This is a genomic window from Haloarcula vallismortis ATCC 29715 (assembly GCF_000337775.1).
GTDB lineage: Archaea > Halobacteriota > Halobacteria > Halobacteriales > Haloarculaceae > Haloarcula > Haloarcula vallismortis.
Window position 1 is genome coordinate 78,362 of record NZ_AOLQ01000004.1, and the last position, 18,254, is coordinate 96,615.

General features: G+C 63.9%; 18 protein-coding genes and 1 pseudogene. 9 read left to right on the forward strand and 10 right to left on the reverse strand.

The genetic code is table 11. The features are described 5' to 3' along the window. Positions 1 to 111: 111 nt before the first annotated feature. Both C437_RS00705 and C437_RS00710 read left to right on the forward strand, forming a co-directional pair. Entirely contained in the window at positions 112 to 1,074 is a 963-nt protein-coding gene (locus tag C437_RS00705; protein WP_004514959.1) for a C-terminal binding protein, read from the forward strand. Between the two features lie 89 nt (positions 1,075 to 1,163). Continuing rightward, on the forward strand, positions 1,164 to 1,943 hold the full coding sequence (locus tag C437_RS00710) for a DUF7537 family lipoprotein (protein WP_004514960.1): 780 nt from the start codon (positions 1,164 to 1,166) through the stop codon (positions 1,941 to 1,943). A gap of 15 nt (positions 1,944 to 1,958) precedes the next feature. Here the strand turns inward: C437_RS00710 and C437_RS00715 are convergent, their stop codons facing one another. Continuing rightward, positions 1,959 to 2,222 carry a hypothetical protein gene (locus C437_RS00715; protein ID WP_004514961.1) on the reverse strand — a complete coding sequence of 88 codons (264 nt, stop codon included), beginning with the start codon at positions 2,220 to 2,222 and terminating at the stop codon, positions 1,959 to 1,961. Positions 2,223 to 2,455: 233 nt separating this feature from the next. Between C437_RS00715 and C437_RS00720 the strand changes: the two genes are divergently transcribed. Both C437_RS00720 and C437_RS00725 read left to right on the forward strand, forming a co-directional pair. Next, positions 2,456 to 3,241 carry a helix-turn-helix domain-containing protein gene (locus tag C437_RS00720; RefSeq protein WP_004514962.1) on the forward strand — a complete coding sequence of 262 codons (786 nt, stop codon included), beginning with the start codon at positions 2,456 to 2,458 and terminating at the stop codon, positions 3,239 to 3,241. 238 nt (positions 3,242 to 3,479) lie between these two features. After that, positions 3,480 to 4,499 (forward strand): transcription initiation factor IIB, encoded by a 1,020-nt coding sequence (locus tag C437_RS00725; RefSeq protein ID WP_004514963.1) that lies wholly within the window; start codon positions 3,480 to 3,482, stop codon positions 4,497 to 4,499. 31 nt (positions 4,500 to 4,530) lie between these two features. On the opposite strand, the pseudogene C437_RS00730 reads toward C437_RS00725, so the two are convergent. Both C437_RS00730 and tnpA read right to left on the reverse strand, forming a co-directional pair. Continuing rightward, positions 4,531 to 5,220, reverse strand: a pseudogene (locus tag C437_RS00730) (HpcH/HpaI aldolase family protein); the annotation flags it as partial. A 59-nt stretch (positions 5,221 to 5,279) separates the two neighbouring features. After that, positions 5,280 to 5,678 carry an IS200/IS605 family transposase gene (tnpA, locus tag C437_RS00735; RefSeq protein WP_004514965.1) on the reverse strand — a complete coding sequence of 133 codons (399 nt, stop codon included), beginning with the start codon at positions 5,676 to 5,678 and terminating at the stop codon, positions 5,280 to 5,282. Between the two features lie 53 nt (positions 5,679 to 5,731). Between tnpA and C437_RS20005 the strand changes: the two genes are divergently transcribed. Next, on the forward strand, positions 5,732 to 5,887 hold the full coding sequence (locus tag C437_RS20005) for a DUF2080 family transposase-associated protein (protein ID WP_004514966.1): 156 nt from the start codon (positions 5,732 to 5,734) through the stop codon (positions 5,885 to 5,887). Next, positions 5,884 to 7,161, forward strand: a complete 1,278-nt coding sequence (locus C437_RS00740) for an RNA-guided endonuclease InsQ/TnpB family protein (protein ID WP_004514967.1) — start codon at positions 5,884 to 5,886, stop codon at positions 7,159 to 7,161. The genes C437_RS20005 and C437_RS00740 overlap by 4 nt, the downstream gene beginning before the upstream one ends. A 213-nt stretch (positions 7,162 to 7,374) precedes the next feature. Here C437_RS00740 and C437_RS00745 read toward each other — a convergent pair whose 3' ends face one another. From C437_RS00745 to C437_RS00755, 3 genes are all read right to left on the reverse strand, one after another. Beyond that, positions 7,375 to 7,701, reverse strand: a complete 327-nt coding sequence (locus C437_RS00745; protein WP_004514968.1) for a cupin domain-containing protein — start codon at positions 7,699 to 7,701, stop codon at positions 7,375 to 7,377. A 123-nt stretch (positions 7,702 to 7,824) separates the two neighbouring features. Then, positions 7,825 to 8,559 (reverse strand): class I SAM-dependent methyltransferase, encoded by a 735-nt coding sequence (locus C437_RS00750; RefSeq protein ID WP_049919544.1) that lies wholly within the window; start codon positions 8,557 to 8,559, stop codon positions 7,825 to 7,827. After that, positions 8,556 to 9,440 carry an aldo/keto reductase gene (locus tag C437_RS00755; protein ID WP_004514970.1) on the reverse strand — a complete coding sequence of 295 codons (885 nt, stop codon included), beginning with the start codon at positions 9,438 to 9,440 and terminating at the stop codon, positions 8,556 to 8,558. Before C437_RS00755 ends, C437_RS00750 begins: the two co-directional genes overlap by 4 nt. Before the next feature lie 126 nt (positions 9,441 to 9,566). Here C437_RS00755 and C437_RS00760 point away from each other — a divergent pair, with 126 nt between their 5' ends. Together C437_RS00760 and C437_RS00765 are read left to right on the forward strand one after the other, a co-directional pair. After that, positions 9,567 to 10,526, forward strand: a complete 960-nt coding sequence (locus tag C437_RS00760) for a S49 family peptidase (RefSeq protein ID WP_170832129.1) — start codon at positions 9,567 to 9,569, stop codon at positions 10,524 to 10,526. Continuing rightward, entirely contained in the window at positions 10,519 to 11,574 is a 1,056-nt protein-coding gene (locus C437_RS00765) for a DUF4350 domain-containing protein (RefSeq protein WP_004514972.1), read from the forward strand. Before C437_RS00760 ends, C437_RS00765 begins: the two co-directional genes overlap by 8 nt. Before the next feature lie 15 nt (positions 11,575 to 11,589). Here C437_RS00765 and C437_RS00770 read toward each other — a convergent pair whose 3' ends face one another. Beyond that, on the reverse strand, positions 11,590 to 12,120 hold the full coding sequence (locus C437_RS00770) for a hypothetical protein (RefSeq protein WP_004514973.1): 531 nt from the start codon (positions 12,118 to 12,120) through the stop codon (positions 11,590 to 11,592). Positions 12,121 to 12,317: 197 nt separating this feature from the next. On the opposite strand from C437_RS00770, the gene C437_RS00775 reads away from it, so the two are divergent. Further along, complete coding sequence (locus tag C437_RS00775; RefSeq protein WP_004514974.1) at positions 12,318 to 14,663, forward strand: PAS domain S-box protein; 2,346 nt, start codon at positions 12,318 to 12,320, stop codon at positions 14,661 to 14,663. Positions 14,664 to 14,705: 42 nt separating this feature from the next. Here the strand turns inward: C437_RS00775 and C437_RS00780 are convergent, their stop codons facing one another. The 3 genes from C437_RS00780 to C437_RS00790 are packed head-to-tail and all read right to left on the reverse strand — an operon-like array spanning position 14,706 to position 18,251. Beyond that, positions 14,706 to 16,022 carry an ABC transporter ATP-binding protein gene (locus C437_RS00780; protein ID WP_004514975.1) on the reverse strand — a complete coding sequence of 439 codons (1,317 nt, stop codon included), beginning with the start codon at positions 16,020 to 16,022 and terminating at the stop codon, positions 14,706 to 14,708. Then, entirely contained in the window at positions 16,015 to 17,214 is a 1,200-nt protein-coding gene (locus C437_RS00785; protein ID WP_004514976.1) for an ABC transporter ATP-binding protein, read from the reverse strand. Before C437_RS00785 ends, C437_RS00780 begins: the two co-directional genes overlap by 8 nt. Beyond that, positions 17,214 to 18,251 (reverse strand): ABC transporter permease, encoded by a 1,038-nt coding sequence (locus C437_RS00790; RefSeq protein ID WP_004514977.1) that lies wholly within the window; start codon positions 18,249 to 18,251, stop codon positions 17,214 to 17,216. Before C437_RS00790 ends, C437_RS00785 begins: the two co-directional genes overlap by 1 nt. Between the last annotated feature and the right edge of the window lie 3 nt (positions 18,252 to 18,254).

The following is an 18,254-nucleotide window of genomic DNA, read 5'->3' on the forward strand; positions in this document are numbered from 1 at the left end:
TCGAACAAGCAACGGGTTCCCTCGTTGTATTCAATCTATCATGGACCTCGAATTCCTATTCGATGGGAACGGCTTCGACCCGTTTTAGCGTCTCAGTCCCTGACTCCGTATATGGAACGTGTGGTCGCAAGCGATGACCCGATGATAGCTGTCGACCGACTGCGAGCGGAACTCGACGCTGATGTCGTCGTCGCGGAAACCGGCGACGAGGACTCGCTCTGTGATGCCGCCGCCGGGGCGGCGGGGCTCGTCGTGGACGTGAACACGCCGGTCACTGCCGCGGTACTCGACGCGCTAGACGACCTCAAGATCGTCGCGAGAGCGGGCGTCGGTATCGACAACATCGACGTGTCCGCGGCGGCGGACAACGGCGTGACCGTCACGAACGTCCCCGAGTACTGTACAGACGAGGTCGCTACCCACACTGTGACGCTACTACTGGACTGCGTTCGGACGCTTACCGCCTACGACCGCGACGTTCGTGATGGCGGCTGGGGCTGGGAGCGGACCCGCCCGGTGCATCGCGTCCGCGGCGGGACGCTGGGTCTCGTCTCCTTTGGCCCCATCGCGCGGCGGGTGCGCGACCAGCTACGGGGTTTTGACCTCGACGTAATCACTTATGACCCCTATGTCGACGCCGAGGAGATGGCCGAAGCCGATGTCGAGAAGGTCACGCTGGAGACGCTGTACGAGCGGGCCGACTACGTCTCCCTGCACGCGCCGCTGACCGAGGAGACGGCGGAGATGATAGACGCCGACGCGCTCGCGGCGATGCGTGATCAGGCAATCCTCGTCAACACTGGCCGTGGCGGGCTCGTCGACGAGGCGGCGCTCCGGACGGCACTCGATGACGGTGAAATCGCGGCTGCTGGCCTCGACGTGCTGGCCGAGGAACCGCCGACGGCAGACCACCCGCTGGTCGGCCTCGACAACTGTATCGTTACGCCGCATGCAGCCTGGTACTCCGAGGAAGCCCGCGACGACCTGAACGCCGCCGTCGCCGCGAACATCAAGGCCGGGCTGGTCGGTGAGACGCCGCCAAACCGGATCGACCCCGAGACGGACTGGCTGTAGCGCCTCTGCGGGGGTAAGTACTGTCTCGCTGGTTCCCCCAGTCGTATCAACCATACTAGCTTATCTTCTGGGACAGCCTCCTCTCAGACATGACAACGCGTTTACTCACTGTGTTGGTGCTGTCGCTGGTTGTTTTCGCTGGCTGTCTCGGTGGAGGTCCAGCGACGGACAGCAGGAACGACGAGGCTGACGGCGGGGCCGCACCGGCAGACCGGAACGACCTCTCGGTCGAAGCGACGGACCGCCTTCTGCGGGACGCGGGTAGTTTCACCGCGACGTGGTCGTACTCGACGACTGAGGCCGGTGAGACAGCCACGATAACGAACGCCTATCAGGTTGACCTGCGGGCGAATCGCTCGCTGGAGACGTTCACGATGTCCGGGCCGGACGCCAGAACCGATTTCCAGACGTTCGTCGCCGACGGGTCGGCTTACACGCGGTACGAGACGGACGGCGAGGCGTTCTATCAGGTCAGACCCCAGGACGACACTTTGTTCCAGTCCGCCGTCGACCGTGGGACGCTCAGCTATGAGTCAGTTGACGACGCCCGGCTGGTCGGGACAGAGACGTTCGATGGCGTCACCGTGGACCGCTACGAGTACTCTGATCTCTCGACCTGGCGGCAGATCGGCGCTGGCGCGTTCGGGTCCGGCGGGAACGTGACTGTGACCGACTTCACCGTCGTGATACTGGTCGACGAAGAGGGGCTAGCACGCCAGACAGCGTGGACGCTGACCGGCGAAACTGACGACGGCGAAACGGTCTCCGTCGAGTGGCGCTACGAGATCACCGGCGTCGGGTCGACAGACGTTCCAGACCCGGACTGGCTCGATGAGGCGCGGGCCCAGCAGTCGAACGCGAGTACGTGAGCGGCGTGACCTATCTCAACACCGGAGGAATTCCCGGCGCTCGTCGCCGAGTGCGCTCTGACCGGTTCCTGCCGTCTTGATATCCCGAGCGAGGTTCACGAGATACGCGCCAAGCCCGGGATCACAGGTCCCGACTGCTCGGGCCTGCCGGTAATCACACCAGAGCGCGACCGGCAACAGCGGGGCCACAAACAGTCCGGAGAGCGTGACGCCTACCTGGAACGGGTGGCCGGCCGGGACAGCGAGCCACGCAGCGGCCACGACCGCCCAGAAGACCACCCCGTAGATGAGGGTGTGTCGCCAGTTGTGCGTCGGCAGTTCATGTCCACGAATACGTGATGAAGACTCCTCCGACGTGCCGCCAGTACGCGGCTCATCGGATGACTCGCAAGTAGATGGAGAGACAGGACACGACATACCCCTCTCAAAGCCTGCTTCAATAATGACGGCTTGTTTGGCATACGCCGAACGAGACAGTGCGTATAAACGGCTCGGCACGCAACGGGACGTATATGCGAGAGTTCATCTTCACTATCGACTATGAGCGGAACGTCGACCCTGTGATGGACGTGTTCATCGATTACCCGGAAACACACTCCCGGACAATCGCGTGCAATGTAACACGGGACGGGATGTGGCGGCTCGAACGGGTCGCTGGCCCGGAGACGGCCCTCGAACAGCTTGACGACGTATACGACAATCCCGTCCAGTGTACCGAGTGCATCGGGACCCGCAACTGTAAGACCGACTGGACCTACGAGGTTATCGGCTCGGACCCCGGGGTCCGGACGGTGTACAGCTACCGGTCCGAAGCGGGTGACTGTCACTCGATTCCGCGGCTGGCCATCGACCACGTCGGCCGCGGCGTCCTCGTCGAGACCGAACGCCGGGGGAGCCGGTGTGAGTGGCGGCTGCTCCTGTGTAGCGACGCCGGCGTCGATGGGCTGTTCGAGGAGATGAAATCCGAGCTCCGGGAGGGACTGACTGTCGAGTTCCGGCAGCTCAGTTCGCCGTCGTACTGGGTCGACGAGGCCGTGACGCTGGCGGAGCTCCCGCCGGAGCAACAGGCTGCCGTCGAGGCTGCCGTCGAACACGGCTACTACCGGACACCCCGGGACACCTCGCTCACCGACCTTGCAGAGACGCTTGACGTGTCGCGGTCGACGCTCCAGTACCGCCTCCAGCGGGCCGAAGCGTGGATCGTCCGGTCGTTCGTCACGCGGTCGATGGGGCCAGTTCAGGCCGACGAGGAAGTCGCCGAGGGTGGCCGGCTCCGCATCGGTCGCTCCGGCGTGTAGCCACGGTCGTCACGCTCTGTCACCAGCACCGGGCCGGACTGCAGTATTTGTATGCTCTCACGTCGCAGTTCAGCACCGGATGACAGCCGGCGGGGAGTCGCCCGCTGTGGCCCGCTGAACGTAACAGTCAGTTGCCGCTTTTCGGGAGTTCGGCATATGCCAAGCGAGTCGTCATGAGGGATGCACCCCTATAATTGGGTACGACCGCGGGCGTCCCACGCGCTCGCAGAAACACATCATGACGACACGCAGCATCTATTCCCCCGACGAACGCGGTGAGAGTGTGGATGAACAGGCCGAGTCCGAGGCGAGTACCGGCCACGCCTGCCCGGACTGTGGCGGGAGCCTCGTCACCGACGACAGTCGTGGCGAGACCGTCTGCGAGTCGTGTGGCCTCGTCGTCGACGAGGACGAGATCGACCACGGGCCGGAGTGGCGCGCCTTCGATAGCCAAGAGCGCGACAACAAGCGCCGCGTCGGCGCGCCGACGACCGAGATGAAACACGATAAGGGCCTCTCGACCAACATCGGTTGGCAGGACAAGGACGCCTACGGCAACTCCCTGTCTTCGCGCCAGCGCGAGAAGATGCAACGGCTGCGGACCTGGGACGAGCGGTTCCGCACCCGCGACCACGCCGAGCGTAACCTCAAGCAGGCCCTCGGCGAAATCGACCGCATGGGCAGCGCCCTCGGCGTCCCCGAGAGTGCCCGCGAGACAGCCAGCGTCATCTACCGCCGCGCCCTCGACGAAGGAATGTTGCCCGGCCGCTCCATCGAAGGAATGGCGACCGCTGCGCTGTACGCCGCCGTCAGGCAGGCGAACCTCCCGCAGACGCTCGACGACATGGCCGTCGTCAGCCGCGTCGACGAGATGGAGTTCACCCGCGCGTACCGCTACCTCAACCGTGAACTCTCGCTGCAGGTCGGCCCGCCGGACCCCGCGACCTACCTCAGCAAGTTCGTCTCCGAACTCGACGCCGACGACGCGCTGGAACGCCAGGCCCGCGCCCTCATCGAGGCAGGGAAGGAAGCAAATGTCCACAGCGGTAAGAGCCCCGTCGGCCTCGCCGCCGCGGCCATCTACGCTGCCGGCCTGCTACTGGGTGAGGAGATGACACAGGAGACCGTCAGCGAGGCGACCGACATCAGTACGGTGACTATCCGCGAGCGCTACCGCGAACTGCTGGAAGCCGAGGCGGAACTGGACGACAGCGCCGTCGACGCGACGAACGGCGCCGAATCCGGCGCGAGCGCCTAACCACGGCGCGCTGCTGGTGTTTTTAGCCCTGCTACTCCTCGAAATCCTCTAACCATCCACGGACAACGCTCTCTATCGCACCGGTCGTGCTCCCGACGTGCAGTATCTGATACCCTGACTCGGCCTTCTCGTTCACGTCGTCCATCCCGAAGCCGAGGCCGCCGACGGTGACACCCGCTTCGACGGCCGCCGAGCGGACCGTCTCCACTGCGTCCTGTACCTCCGGATGCTCGATTTCGCCGGGGTGGCCAAGCGACACCGACAGATCGAACGGTCCGATGAACACGAAGCCGAGTTCTGGCACGTCAAGGATGGCGTCGATGTTCTCGACCGCCTCCGCGGTCTCGATTGTGGTCCCGACCAGCGTCTCCTCGTCCGAGGCCTCGATGTAGTTCTCGCCCAGTCCCCAGCGGCGCGCTCGGGGCGCGGCCAACCCTCGGTCGCCCGCCTCACCGTCGTACCGGAACCGGCCGGATTTGACAGCTTCCCGCACCTCCGCGGCGGTTTCGACTCGCGGCAGGAAGACGTTCTTCACCCCCAGATCCAGCGCCTTCCGGACCAGCGTCGGCGACGTATCCGGCAGGCGAACCAGTAGCTCCGTTCCGGTGCCGTCGGCCGCCCGCAGGAGGTCTTCGACGGTCGCCGCGTCCCACGGGTCCGGCCCGCCGTGTTCAAAATCCAGCCAGACGAAATCGACGCCGAGGTCGCCGTAGAACTCTACAGGCGGAGCAGGCCGAGTGCCTCGGGGCTTGACCCCGAGGGTGAAGGCCGTAAGCCACGCTAAACGTGTTCCGTTCTCTCGATATACTGCTCAATCGTGTCGGTCGAAACATCTCCCGCCGTCCCAACATAGTATGATTCCTCCCAGAATCCACCGCCCCACAGATATTCCTCCAAGTACGGTTCGTGCTGTTCCCACATCTCCCGCGCCGTGACGCTCTTGACCGTCCGCACAATCTCGCTCGGTGAGTGCTTCGGGTGGGCTGACAGAAATAGGTGTACGTGGTCGGGCGAAATGTGGAGCGACAGTATCTCGTAACAGTACTCGTCGCACACGTCGCGGAAACTCGCTTCCAGCGAATCCTCGATTGGGTCGAGAATCGCGTGGCGGTACTTCGGACACCACACGAAGTGGTAGTTGACGTTGTACATCGTGTGATTCGACCGCTTCTCACCCATATCGAACACACCCCATCAACACAGTTAAGTATATCCAAAGGATATACACAGATATGGCGAACCGCTTTGAAATCGACGGTGAGGAAGTTCTCGACGGCGAGGTCAAGGCGTTTGGGAACAGCGCCCACGTCACCGTCCCCAAACGTTGGCGTGGAGCCGGCGTGAAAGTTGTCCGAACCTCAGAACCCACAGAACAAGACGAAGAATGACCGACTCACAGGCTCTCGTCAAGACGCTGGATTTCCAACTCGACATTCAGAGTGACAACGAGAGTCTGCTCCGTGACGCCTGTCTCGAATCGCGGTCGGTGTACAACGAAACTATCCGCCTCGCCAAACAGGGCGTGGACTGGGACGCGATTCCCGACCGTGTAGCCGACGACGCCAACCTCGTGAAGAATACGACTCAGCGTGTCGTTGCGAAGGCGCTCGGTGCGATGGAGAACCACTACGAGTACGACGACTTCGGCCAACCGAGTCATACCAAGGACGGCGCGTACCCGCTTCGAGCAAACTACGAGGAGGGGTACAACCTGTCGCTCACCGACGACGGCGACGTGGCAGTCCGCATCAGCGCGAAGCCCTACAAGCACGTCAAAGGCGTTCTCCAAGGCGACGACGCTCACCTTGACATTCTCAAGACCGCGTTCGAAAGCGACGAGTGGAACATTGGCACAGCAGAAGCCCTGTTCCACAACGGGAACGCCGAGTTACACGTCAACGTCACCAACACCGAGCAGACCGTTCGAGACAAGCAGGACTCGCGGACAGTTGTCGGCGTGGACGTGAACGAGGACAACGTGGCTCTCACCGCGCTCTCCGAGGATGGCGTCGAAGATACGTTGGTCATTGACTTCCCCGAAATCAAGTTCGAGCGTCACCGCTACTTCACGATGCGGAAGCGTGTGCAGAACGTGGGGAAAGAAAGCATTCACGACACGCTCGAAGGACGTGAGGAACGATTCGTTCGCGACAGACTCCACAAGGTGAGCCGTCACATAGTGGAGTGGTGCCGTCAATTCGAGAAGCCGTGCATCGTCTTTGAAGACCTCAAAGAGATGCGTGATAGTATCGACTACGGCACGCGGATGAATCGACGCTTGCACCACCTCCCGTTCCGCGCTCTCCAATACTACACGTCGTACAAGGCGTCATTCGAGGGTATCCCGACTGCGTGGATTAACCCCGAGTACACCAGTCAGCGGTGTCCGATATGTGGGTATACGGAGCGTGCGAATCGGAACAAGAAGCGGTTCAGGTGTCGGTCGTGCGGTCATCAAGATCACAGCGACTGTGGTGCAAGCGTCAATATCGCTGTGAAAGGCATCGAGAATCACCAGGACTGGAATGTGCCTGCTCTCAACAGCCTTCCTACCGTGCGGAAGGTGCGACGGCAGGCATCGGGGGCCGTGGACGCCCCGACCGTGACCCATCCGACTGTTCGAGGCTATCAGGCCGATGGTCGAGTGGGAGTGTCCGACTAACCCACGGGAAGCCTCGGGGCTTGACCCCGAGGCGGTTCACCAGCGTCGGACTGTACGTGTTGTCGAGGACGCCCAGCGCGACGCCGCCGCTGTCGACCGTTTTGCGAAGCCTGTTTGTTGGCAGTGGTTGGGCCATAGCATGTCAGTGAACTGTGATACCAATAAGCGTGGTGCGGAACCGTTTGGCCGGCACTGCTGTCTCGGCGGCAGCCCCTACTGTCCCGGCAGCGGACAGAGGCTTGCGGTCAACACGGCAACGTCGTCAGTGTGGTTGTGCGCGCCGTGGGCCTGCCCGCGCTCGTTCAGAACAACGCCCGGCGCGGCAATTATTTCCTCGGTGCCGTCTTGCTGGACCGTCACCTCGCCGCGGACGACGTGGAACACGTTTGTCGCGTCGTCGTGTTCGTGCGGGTCGATTGTCGCGTCCGGCCCCAGCGCGAATGCTTTTACCAGCACGTCGTCTGTTACTGCCAGCTCTCCGTCGATGACTTCACCGTCAGCCGGTTCGGCGTCGAACTCAGATAATCGGTCGAGCGTCATATTGGGTCGTCGGGCGGCGCTTCCTTAGCCGTTCGGTTGCTAGGAACAGATGTGTTCGTTGGAGTCTTGTGAGCACGTGTGGCTGTCAAAACACTCGTTCTCATCGCAGTACAGTCCCATATCTCACCTATCTGCTAGCCGGAACGCGAGACTGTACATCGTCCCGGCTCGCTCTGAGCCGATAGCAGAAACAAGGTTATCAGCCATCGTGGCCAGCGGTTCCCCAACTACGTCTGGAAGTTCGTCTGCGTACTCACGCACCACATCGCTATGTGCCTCTATGTGCGCCTCGGTCCAGGGCACCGGGTCCAGCAGCGTCTTTCGGCGTTCAATAGCCCAGCCGTGGTCGGCGAACATCGCGGCCAGCACACCGGCGGGGTAGAACGTCAGCGCTGGCCGACCGTCGACCACCCGCGCGGCGGCGTTCTCCAGTGCAAACAGTCGGGTGACGGCCGCACTGGCTGGTGGCACCGCGTAGTCGTCGACAACGAGGTGGCTGTCAGGCCTCGCGACCCGCGCCAGTTCGGCCGCGACAGCGTTCAGGTCAGCAGGCGGCAGGACGTTACAGAGTCCGTGGGCGGTGACGAGGTCGACGCTGTCGGTCGCAAGCGGCGTCGCCCGGAGGTCGGCCGTAACCACGGCCAGCCGGTCGGCGTTGCCGTCGCCAACGCGGTCCCGCACCGTCGCGGCGTGGTCGGCGTCGTTCGTCACTGCGTACACCCGCTTTGCCCCCGCGGTCAGCAGCCCGGCCGTCGTGTTGCCGACGCCGGCCCCGGCTTCGAGACAGACCTGCCCCGCGACTTGCTGGTCGGCGAGGGCGGCCGTCACCGTCTCCGGAACGTCCCCGGTCACGCTCAGTGGTGCAGTTGCTCGGGCACCGGACTGTCGTCGTGTCGCGCTTCTTCGATGAGCGCGCGCTGGCGGGCCTCGTCCATCCCCTCGGAGCGGCTGGCGGCGTCGAGTACCATTTTGACGAGCTTCGGGTCGCCGGGGCTGACGACGGTATCGAGGCTCTGGGCGGCGGCGAAGTCGAACCGCTCGCGGATGGCTTCGGGCGTGTCAACCGGCTCGTACCAGTTCGCGTACGGGCGGTCGGCCTCGGCCAGTTCGTCGGTCGGCGGCCACGACCCCTTCGCGAACGCCTTGATGCCCAGTGTGCCGATGCCCTCCGATTCACAGCGTTCCAGCACGGCCTCGTAGTCGTACTCGTCGCCGTCCTTCCCGGCGACGACGGGGTTCAGCGGGAACATCACCGTCTCAAGGTCGTCGATGCGGTCGATGGCGTCGATAATCAGTTGGGGGTTGCCGTGGCTGGTCAGCCCGATGTGGTCGATTTTCCCCGCCGCCTTCGCCTCGCGTATCGCGTCCAGCGCGCCGCCGTCAGCGGTGATGGTGTCCAGCTCCGCCTCGTACTCCAGCCCATGGATCTGGTAGAGGTCGATGGTGTCGATACCGAGACGGTTCAGCGACCGGTCGATTTTCTGTGCCGCCCCCTCGTATTCGCGTTCTTGGGTCTTACATCCAAGGAAGACCTCCTCGCGGTACTGCCGGAGCTTCGGCCCCAGCTTCAACTCGGCGTCGCCGTAGGTCGGGGCCACGTCGAAGTGGTTGACCCCGTGGTCCAGCACGAGTTCGACCAGCTGGTTCGCACCCTCCTGTTCGAGCCAGTTGAGTGCGATCGAGCCGAACGTCAGCACCGTACTCTCCTGTCCAGTGTCGCCCAGCGCTCGGGTCTCCATACCGGCGTGACGGCCCGGAGCCCAATAACCGTTGGTCGCTGGCGGCTCAGCCAGTCTGGATGCCGGACTGCGACGTCATTCCCCGGCCGGGGTTTATTATTTCCGCAGTCCGAACGGGATGTATAGATGTTTGGGAGAGAACAATTGTTCTCGGCGATGACGGCGTCGTACGTGATCGCGGTCACGCTCGCACTCGTCATCGCCGCGATTTTCGCGCCGGTCATCTGGAACGGCGTGCCAAGCGGTGGTGACGACGACCCGAGCGTCGCCGTCATCACCCTTCGCGGCGGCACGACCGACGCGAACGTCAACGCCGTCACGCAAGACCTCCGCGAGGCACGGACCAACGAATCAATCGAGGCGGTCGTCCTTCGGGTCGACAGTCCCGGTGGCCCGGTCGATTCCAGCGAGGAGTTCTACCTCGCGGTGAACCGGACGGCCAGCGAGATGCCAGTCGTCGCCTACGTCGAGGGGACCGCTGCTTCGGGGGGCTACTACGGCATCACACCGGCCGACGAGATCGTCGTCAAGCCGAGTTCGAACGTCGGTAGCATCGGCGTCATCGTTCAGGCCCCGCTGAGCCTCATCGAGCAGGTCGAACAGCAGGGCGAGACGTTCGTCCGCTCGGGGCCGGACAAGGCACAGATAAGTAAGGACGGCCTCCGCGAGGACATCGAGGTCCTCCAGCGGTCCTTCGTCGGGACGGTCATGCGCCACCGGGGTGAGGAACTGACGGTCTCCCGCGAAGAAGTCGCCAACGGCGGTACGTATCTGGGCGCAGAAGCGACCCAGAATGGCTTCGCCGACCGAATCGGCGACACCGAACTGGCTATCGAGCGGGCCGCCGCGCTCTCGGACGACATCGATGGCGACCGGTATGACGTGGTGTATCAGGGCAGTGGCGGTGCCGAGTTCAACGTCATCATTGTCCCTGCCGGCGCTGAAACCGTGCAGGGCGCGAACAACGTGACCTATCTCGTCCATCCCGACGACAGCGAGACGACGTTCCGAGAACCGGTGAAGTACTACGCCGTCTGGGGAATCCCTGCCGAAGACAACAATGCAACGGTGATCCGCAATGACTGAGGGCCGTATCGTCAAGCCGCTTGCCGTGTTCATCGTCGTTCTCGTCGTGATACTGGGCGGGACGTTCCTCCTCGCAGTCGTCAATCCCGGGTCGTCGGGACCGCCCGATGGCCAGTCTATCGATGGCCAATCGCCGTCGCAGTACCAGCCTGACGCCGTCAACGCACCCGTCGACCCGGAGGACGGGGAGATATCGATCGACACCGACGGGAGTGACAAGCGGATTCTCGTCGATACGAGCCACGGGAATCAGGTGTCCGAATCCGAACTCGAACCGATTACCGAGGCCGTGTTCGAGGCGGGCCATACCATCGAGTACGGCACGTCCGGCACCGCTTCGTTCGCCGACTCGCTGGGCCAGTACGACGGTGTGCTCATCGTCCAGCCGCTCGGAAGCTACTCCCAAGAAGAGCGCGATGCGCTGCAGGAGTACACCGAGGACGGCGGGCGCGTTGTCATCCTCGCCGAACCGACACAGACCCGCCTGTCGACTGGATTCACTCAGTCGACGACGACCGTGTCGTTCGGAGCCAACAACGCCACCGAACAGTACGGCATCCGGATGGGTGCCGAACAGTTGTACAATGTCGATGACAGGGCCAACGACAACAACTTCAAAGCCATCTACGCGTCGCCAAGCGATGACGGCGAACTGACTGACGGTGTCGAGACGATTACGTTTGACACCGCCGGCTACGCGGTGGTGAACGGCGATGCCGAAACGAAGTTCACCGCTGCCGAGGGCACCCGGACGCTGGAGACGCGGCGCACCGGTACGTACGCAACAGTCGTCCGTAACGACAATATGGTGTTTGTCGCCGACTCGACGCTCGTCGGGAGTTCCGAGATATACGACGCCGACAACGAGGTGTTCATCGGGAACCTGCTCTCGTTCCTGCTCGACGGCGAGGCACCCGATCCGGACGGTGGCGCGACCCCAAGTGCTGGGTTCGGGACTGGTGACAGTGCTTCCACTCCGGCCGAAACACCGTCGGAGCCGACCCCGACTCCCACGCCGACGCCTGCTCCCACCCCGAGCGGGTCCTGACTCGGGCCGCTCAAACTATCGGTCACTGATTCTGATCGTCGTCTCGCTGTACAGGCCACGCTCGGCGGCGTCGGCCACACTCAGCCCCGCACCGATGGTGTACTCCCCGGCCGGCGCGGGCTCCCACTCGTCGTCGCTGACCCGGAACATCCGGTCCCATTGCCGCCTGAACCGCTTTCGCTCGCTGCGGCCGAACCGGAGACTGCTGTCATCGCTGGGCACGCTATCGACGTGGGACGCCTCGGGCACGCCATCGACGTACCACGTCCATGGTCGTAGTGAGTCCGTCGGGAGCGTTATCGGCACCGGAAGCGCGTTCCGCATCGTCACGACGAACGGCACCTTGGTTCCAGCCGGATACGACGTCTCTGGGACCTCGATATCGACCGACACGGCGCGATAGCGGAGCCACGTCGGCACCAGCAGGTCGCTCCAGGCCCCGCCGTCGATGCTGCGTGTGGCCTGTGGCTGCGTCCGGCGTTCGGTGGGGGCCTGTGGCTCCTCGTCGTCGCGGTGGAGCGCTCCCGAGTCGTAGATGCGACGCATTGTCAGCACATGGGTCGGTGTGCGCAAAAGTGTCTCGCCGTGTCAATGCCACTGTTAAGCGGTGTCTGGTCACTCATACCCGTAGAACAGGAGATGAACGTATAGTTCAACTACCTGTCAATACGCCGCGTATATGACAAATAGCCAAACACACTAAGTGGCCTGCCCTCTCAGGTGCCAACAAGCCTCTTGCCCTGATGCTATCGACACGTGACACGGTTCGGCTGTTGATCGTCGACGACGAGCCGGATTTCGCCGAGACAGCTGCTGCGTTCCTTGAGCGCGAGGACGACCGACTCCGCGTGGAGACAGTGTCGAAGGCGGAAGACGCGCTGGAGCGACTCGAAGCCACCACTTTTGACTGTATCGTGTCGGACTACGACATGCCCGGACGCGACGGCATCGAGTTCCTTGAAGCCGTCCGCGAGGAATACCCCGACCTCCCGCTCATTCTGTTCACCGGCAAAGGGAGCGAAGAGGTCGCAAGCGACGCTATCTCGGCCGGTGTCACTGACTACCTGCAGAAGAACGGTGGCACAGACCAGTACACGTTGCTGGCTAACCGCGTCCAGAACGCGGTGGAAGCGAGACAGTCGGTGACCGAGGCGAAGCGCCGGCGACACCGACTCGAACAGATCCTCAAGACCGTCCCGTCGTGTGTCGTGCAACTCGACCGTGATGGCCGGTTCGTGTTCGCCAATCAGCGCGCCGTCGACGTTCTCGGACTGTCACAGTCGGCGGTGAAAGACCGGACCTACAACGACCCGGAGTGGGGTATCCGGGACCTCGACGGGAACCCGATACCGGACGCGGAACTCCCGTTTCGGCAGGTGTTTGAAACCGGCGCCCCCCTCTACGACGCCCGTCACAAGATCCGCTGGCCGAACGGTGCCGAGAAGGTGCTTTCGGTGAACGGCGCGCCGCTGTTCGACGACGACGGCGCTGTCGAAAGCGTCGTGTGCACGCTGACAGATATGACCGGGCAGCGCGAACGGAAACGCGATCTACAAGAAACCCAGCGCCGACTGCAACTGGCTCTAGAGGGCAGCGAAACGGGTATCTGGGAATGGGACTGCGAGACGAACGAGGTCGTGTGGAACGACACGCTCGAACAGCTCATGGGCTTCGAGCCCGGAGAGTTCGACGGCACGCTGTCGGCCGTGCTCGACCTGATCCATCCGGAGGACCGCCCTGAATTCCGCGAGCAGATAGAGCGCGCAGTCGAGACGGACAGCATCTACGACGGGGAGTTCCGGTTCATTGATTGTGACGGCGACGTACAGTGGGGGTCCGTTCGAGGGCAGCCCGTTGAGTACGACGGCAGTGCGCTGATGGTCGGCGTCCACCACGACATTACCGAGCGAAAAGAACGCGAGCGTGAACTGGAGGTCATGCAGCGCCGTCTTGAAGCGATTCTGGAAAACACCACGGCCCCGATGTTCATGAAAGACGACGAGGGGCGGTACATCTTCGTTAACCACGGCTATCGGGAGATGATTGGACTCGCTGACGAGGAGATCGTTGGCCGAACGGATTACGAGTTGTTCCCCGAAGCGATGGCTGACACAGTGTGGGCAAACGACCGTGCAGTCCTCCAGACCGGGCAACCGCTAGAGGTCGAGGAGCGCATCATTGTTGACGGCGAGCCACGCCAGTACCTCTCGACGAAGGTCCCGATATACGATACGGGCGAGCGGTCTGACCCGGACAACCCGGTCGCCGTGTTCGGCGTCGCAAGCAACATCACTGACATCCGCAATCAGGAGCAGGAACTACAGCGCGAGCGCGACCGGCTCGCCGAGTTCGCCAGCGTCGTCAGCCACGACCTTCGCAGCCCCTTGAGCGTCGCACAGGGGCGACTGAAGCTCGCCCGCAAGACCGGTGATGAGAGCCATCTGGCGGGAATCGAGACTGCACTCGACCGGATGGAGCGCATCATCGATGACGTGTTGCTCCTTGCTCGACAGGGGCGCGACATCCAGGAGACCGAACTGGTCTCGCTCCGTAGCGCGGTCACGGATGCGTGGGAGATGGTCTCTCAGGATACAGAGGACGGGACCCTCGTCTTCGCTGCTACTGACGAGCGGGACGTGATGATCACCGCCGACCGGCCACGTCTGCTGCAACTGCTCGAAAACCTGCTCCGAAACAGTGTGGAACACGGTTCCACGAGCCGTCCAGCGGAGGTCGACGACAGTACGGAGCACGGGTCGGCAGAGCCACCGTCACAGGAACGGACGGATGTGGACCACGGCGCTACGAGCAGCCAGACGAAGCCGGAGGACACAGCCGACGGTGAGGGCGTGACAATTTCTATTGGAATCCTCGAAGACGGGTTCTACGTCGCGGACGACGGCCCCGGCGTCTCGGGAGCCGAGCGCGGAGCACTGTTCGAGGCGGGATACTCGACCGATGACGACGGCACCGGGTTCGGACTGGCGATTGTCGACCGCATCGCTGAGGCCCATGGCTGGACGGTCGGCGTGACGGACAGCGCCGATGGCGGGGCACGCTTCGAAATTACCGGCGTCGAGTTTGCATAGCGAGCGGGTCGCGTCCCGTCCCGCACTGGCGGTCTGGCCGGGCTACCCGGTCCGCGTTGGCGTATCCGGATACGCGTCGTCGTACAGCAGGCAGGCGATGCGGTGGTCGTCACCGACGTCGAACAGCGCGGGGTCGGTTCGCTCACAGGGGGACTCGAAGGCGTCGCTCATCACCGTCCGAGCGGCTTCGAAAGCCCCGTCGTGTAGGTGGTCGAGGGCCGTCCCAAACACTTCCTCGGCCTCGCGGTCGCCAATCGGGTCCGGGAGGCCGAACTCGGCGCGGACCCGCGTGTCGAGGGCCGACCGCGAGAGCTGGCCGAGGTCCTCGTTCTCGACGCCCTCCTGCACTGCGGTCACCGCTTTCAGCGAGTCGGCGCTCCGGAGCCGCTGTGTCAGGTCCATCAGTGACCGCCACTCAGACTGTGCCATGTCTGTCCCCTCGGGCTGGATGACCTTCGGACAGCGGGTGTGGAACCGACAGCCCGACGGGGGGTTCAGCGGCGATGGAACGTCGCCGGAGAGAAAAATACGGTCGCCCTCCCAGCCGGGGTCCGGCTCCGGAATGGCGGACAGCAGCGCCTCGGCGTAGGGGTGATACGGCGGCTGAAACACGTCCTCGGTCGGACCGATCTCGGCAAACTCTCCGAGATAGAGGACGCCGACGCGGTCGGCAATGTGTTCGACGACGCTGAGGTCGTGGGCGATGACGATGTAGGAGAGGCCGAACTCCGACTGCAGGTCCGCAAGCAGGTTCAGAATCTGGGCCTGCACGCTCACGTCTAGCGCCGAGACAGGTTCGTCACAGACGATGACTTCGGGGTCAACGGCGAGCGCGCGGGCGATGCCGATACGCTGGCGCTGGCCGCCTGAGAACTCGTGCGGGTAGCGGTGGGCGTGTCGCTGATTGAGCCCCACAGTTTCCAGCAGGTCGCTGACGCGCTCGGCTCGGGCCTCGCCCTCGGCGATGTCGTGGATGTCCAGCGGCTCGCCGACGATGTCGCCGACCGTCAGCCGCGGATTGAGGCTGGCGAAAGGGTCCTGAAAGATGTACTGGATGTCTTTTCGGAGCGCCCGTAGGCGGTCGTCAGAGGCCGCTGTCAGGTCCTCGCCCTCGTAACGGACCGTCCCGGCCGTGGGTTCGATAAGCTGCAGGAGGCTCCGAGCGAGCGTGGTCTTGCCACAGCCGGACTCCCCGACGATACCAAGGGTCTCCCCGGGGTATAGCTCCAGGTCGACGCCGTCCAGTGCCTTCACCTCCTGACTCCGGCCCAGCAGGGTATCGACGAGGCCCCCGCCGGATTCATAGTACTTTGTGAGATCCTCGACCTCCAGAACGGGGCTGTCGGCCGTCCTAGCCATCCTGCTGGCCTCCCGTATCCTCGTCCGGGTCGTCTTGGTCCAGCAGGTCGGTATCGCTTCCGACCGGGTCGGAATCGGCGGGAAGCGGGTCGGAGTCGGCCCGGTGCTGCTCGGCGTCCGGCGCGTGGATACGGGAGTTCGACTGTGGCTCGCTGGGCGGCGCGTCACGGCCTGTCACCTCGACCTCGTAATCCAGTTCGCTGTCGAGGTCGCCAGTGTATGCAAGGCAGGCCGCTGCCCGGTCGGACAGCCCAACGGCGTCGCCGGTGTCGGGATCGACCAGCGCCGGCTGTTTGCGCGTACACACCTCCTCGGCGAAAGGACACCGCGGGTGGAAGCTACAGCCAGAGGGGACCTCGACGAGGTCCGGCATGGTCCCGGGAATTGTCTGGAGGCGGTCCTGCTCGTCGCCGATGCGGGGGATAGCGCTCATCAGCCCGACGGTGTAGGGGTGTTTCGGGTCGTAGTACAGCTCCTCGACGGTCGCCTTCTCGACGGCGCGGCCGGCGTACATCACCATCACCCGGTCACACATCTCTGCGATGACGCCGAGGTCGTGGGTGATGAGCTGAATCGCTGTGTCGTACTCCTCTGCGAGATGTTCGAGGCGGTCCAGAATCTTCGCCTCGATGGTCACGTCGAGCGCCGTCGTCGGCTCGTCGGCGATGAGCAGGTCGGGGTCACAGGACAGCGCCATCGCGATGACGACCCGCTGTTGCATACCCCCGGAGAACTCGTGGGGGTAGTCGTCGTAGCGGGCTGCCGGCTCGGGAATGCCCACGTCATCGAGCAGGCGGATAGCCCGCTTGCGGGCGGCCGTGTCGTCGTAGTCGAGGTGGTGGCGCACCGCCTCGGCGATCTGCTCGCCGACGGTGTAGACTGGGTTGAGCGCAGTTTGTGCGTCCTGAAATATCATCGCGATGTCGTTGCCCCGTACGTCGCGCACGTCGGACTCGGACATCGACAGCAGGTCCTCGCCGTCGAAACGGACGGTCCCGCTCTCGATACGCCCGGGCTCTTCGATGAGTCGCAGTACCGATAGCGCGGTGACGCTCTTGCCCGCGCCGCTCTCGCCGACGACGCCGAACGTCTCGCCGCGTTCGATATGAAAGGAGAGGCCGTCGACGGCGGTGACGACGCCCTCCTCGGTGTAGAACTTGACCGTGAGGTCCTCGACTTCCAGCAGCGCCATCAGACTTCGCCCCCGCGGGCCACGTCCTCGCCCTCTTGGGCGTCAAGCGCGTCGTTGATGCCGTCGCCGATGAGGTTCATCGACATCACGAACAGGAAAATTGCGCCGCCGGGGAAGACGGTGACCCACCAGGGAATCGACCCGCCCGGCCCCTGAACGATGGTCTGGCGGGTCTGGTCGAGCATCGTGCCCCACTCGGCGGAACTGGGCGGGAGGCCCAGCCCGAGGAAGCCAAGTGCTGCCACACCGATGACGACGGTCCCGATGGAAAGGGAAGCCTGAACGACCAGCGGCGCGATGGCGTTGGGGACGACGTGTCTGAAGATGATACGGCGGTCCCGCGCTCCCAGCGCTTTCGCCGCCAGCACGTACTCGTTTTCCTTGACTTTCAGAATCTCGCCGCGTATCAGCCGGGCGTAGCCGGCCCAGCCGATGGCGGTAAAGGCGAGCACCAGCTCCCAGTACCCCTTCCCGAGCACGGCGACGATGATGAGCGCCAGCAGGAGGCCGGGGAACGCGAAGATGAGGTCGAGTATCCGCATCAACGTCTCGTCGACCCAGCCGCCGTAGTAGCCGGCAATCGCGCCGTACACCAGCCCGATTGCGGCGGTGACCAGGACGACGATGAAGCCGATAGAGAGGCTGAACCGGCCGCCGTACAGCACGCGGGAGAACACGTCCCGCGCGGAGCCGTCGGTCCCGAACGGGTGGGCCAGCGACGGGGCCTCGTAGGCGCTCACGTCGAGGCCCTGCGCGTACAGAATCGCGCCCGGGTCATACGGCGCGAGTGAGAACGGCTGGACGGTGACGCCAGCAATCGTGATTGGACGGGCAAACAGCGCCAGCAGCGACATCACGATGACGATGTACAGCCCGAGCATCGCGCTGCGGTTCCGGCGGAACTCGCGCCAGGCGCGCACCCATCGGCCCTCGGTCCCTGTGTCTCTCGTCTCTGTCCAGTCGGATAGCGGTTCGCGGGACTCGACGCGGTCGGCGTCGAACCCCGTTATCCGGATGCGTCCTCGGTCCGTACTCATAGG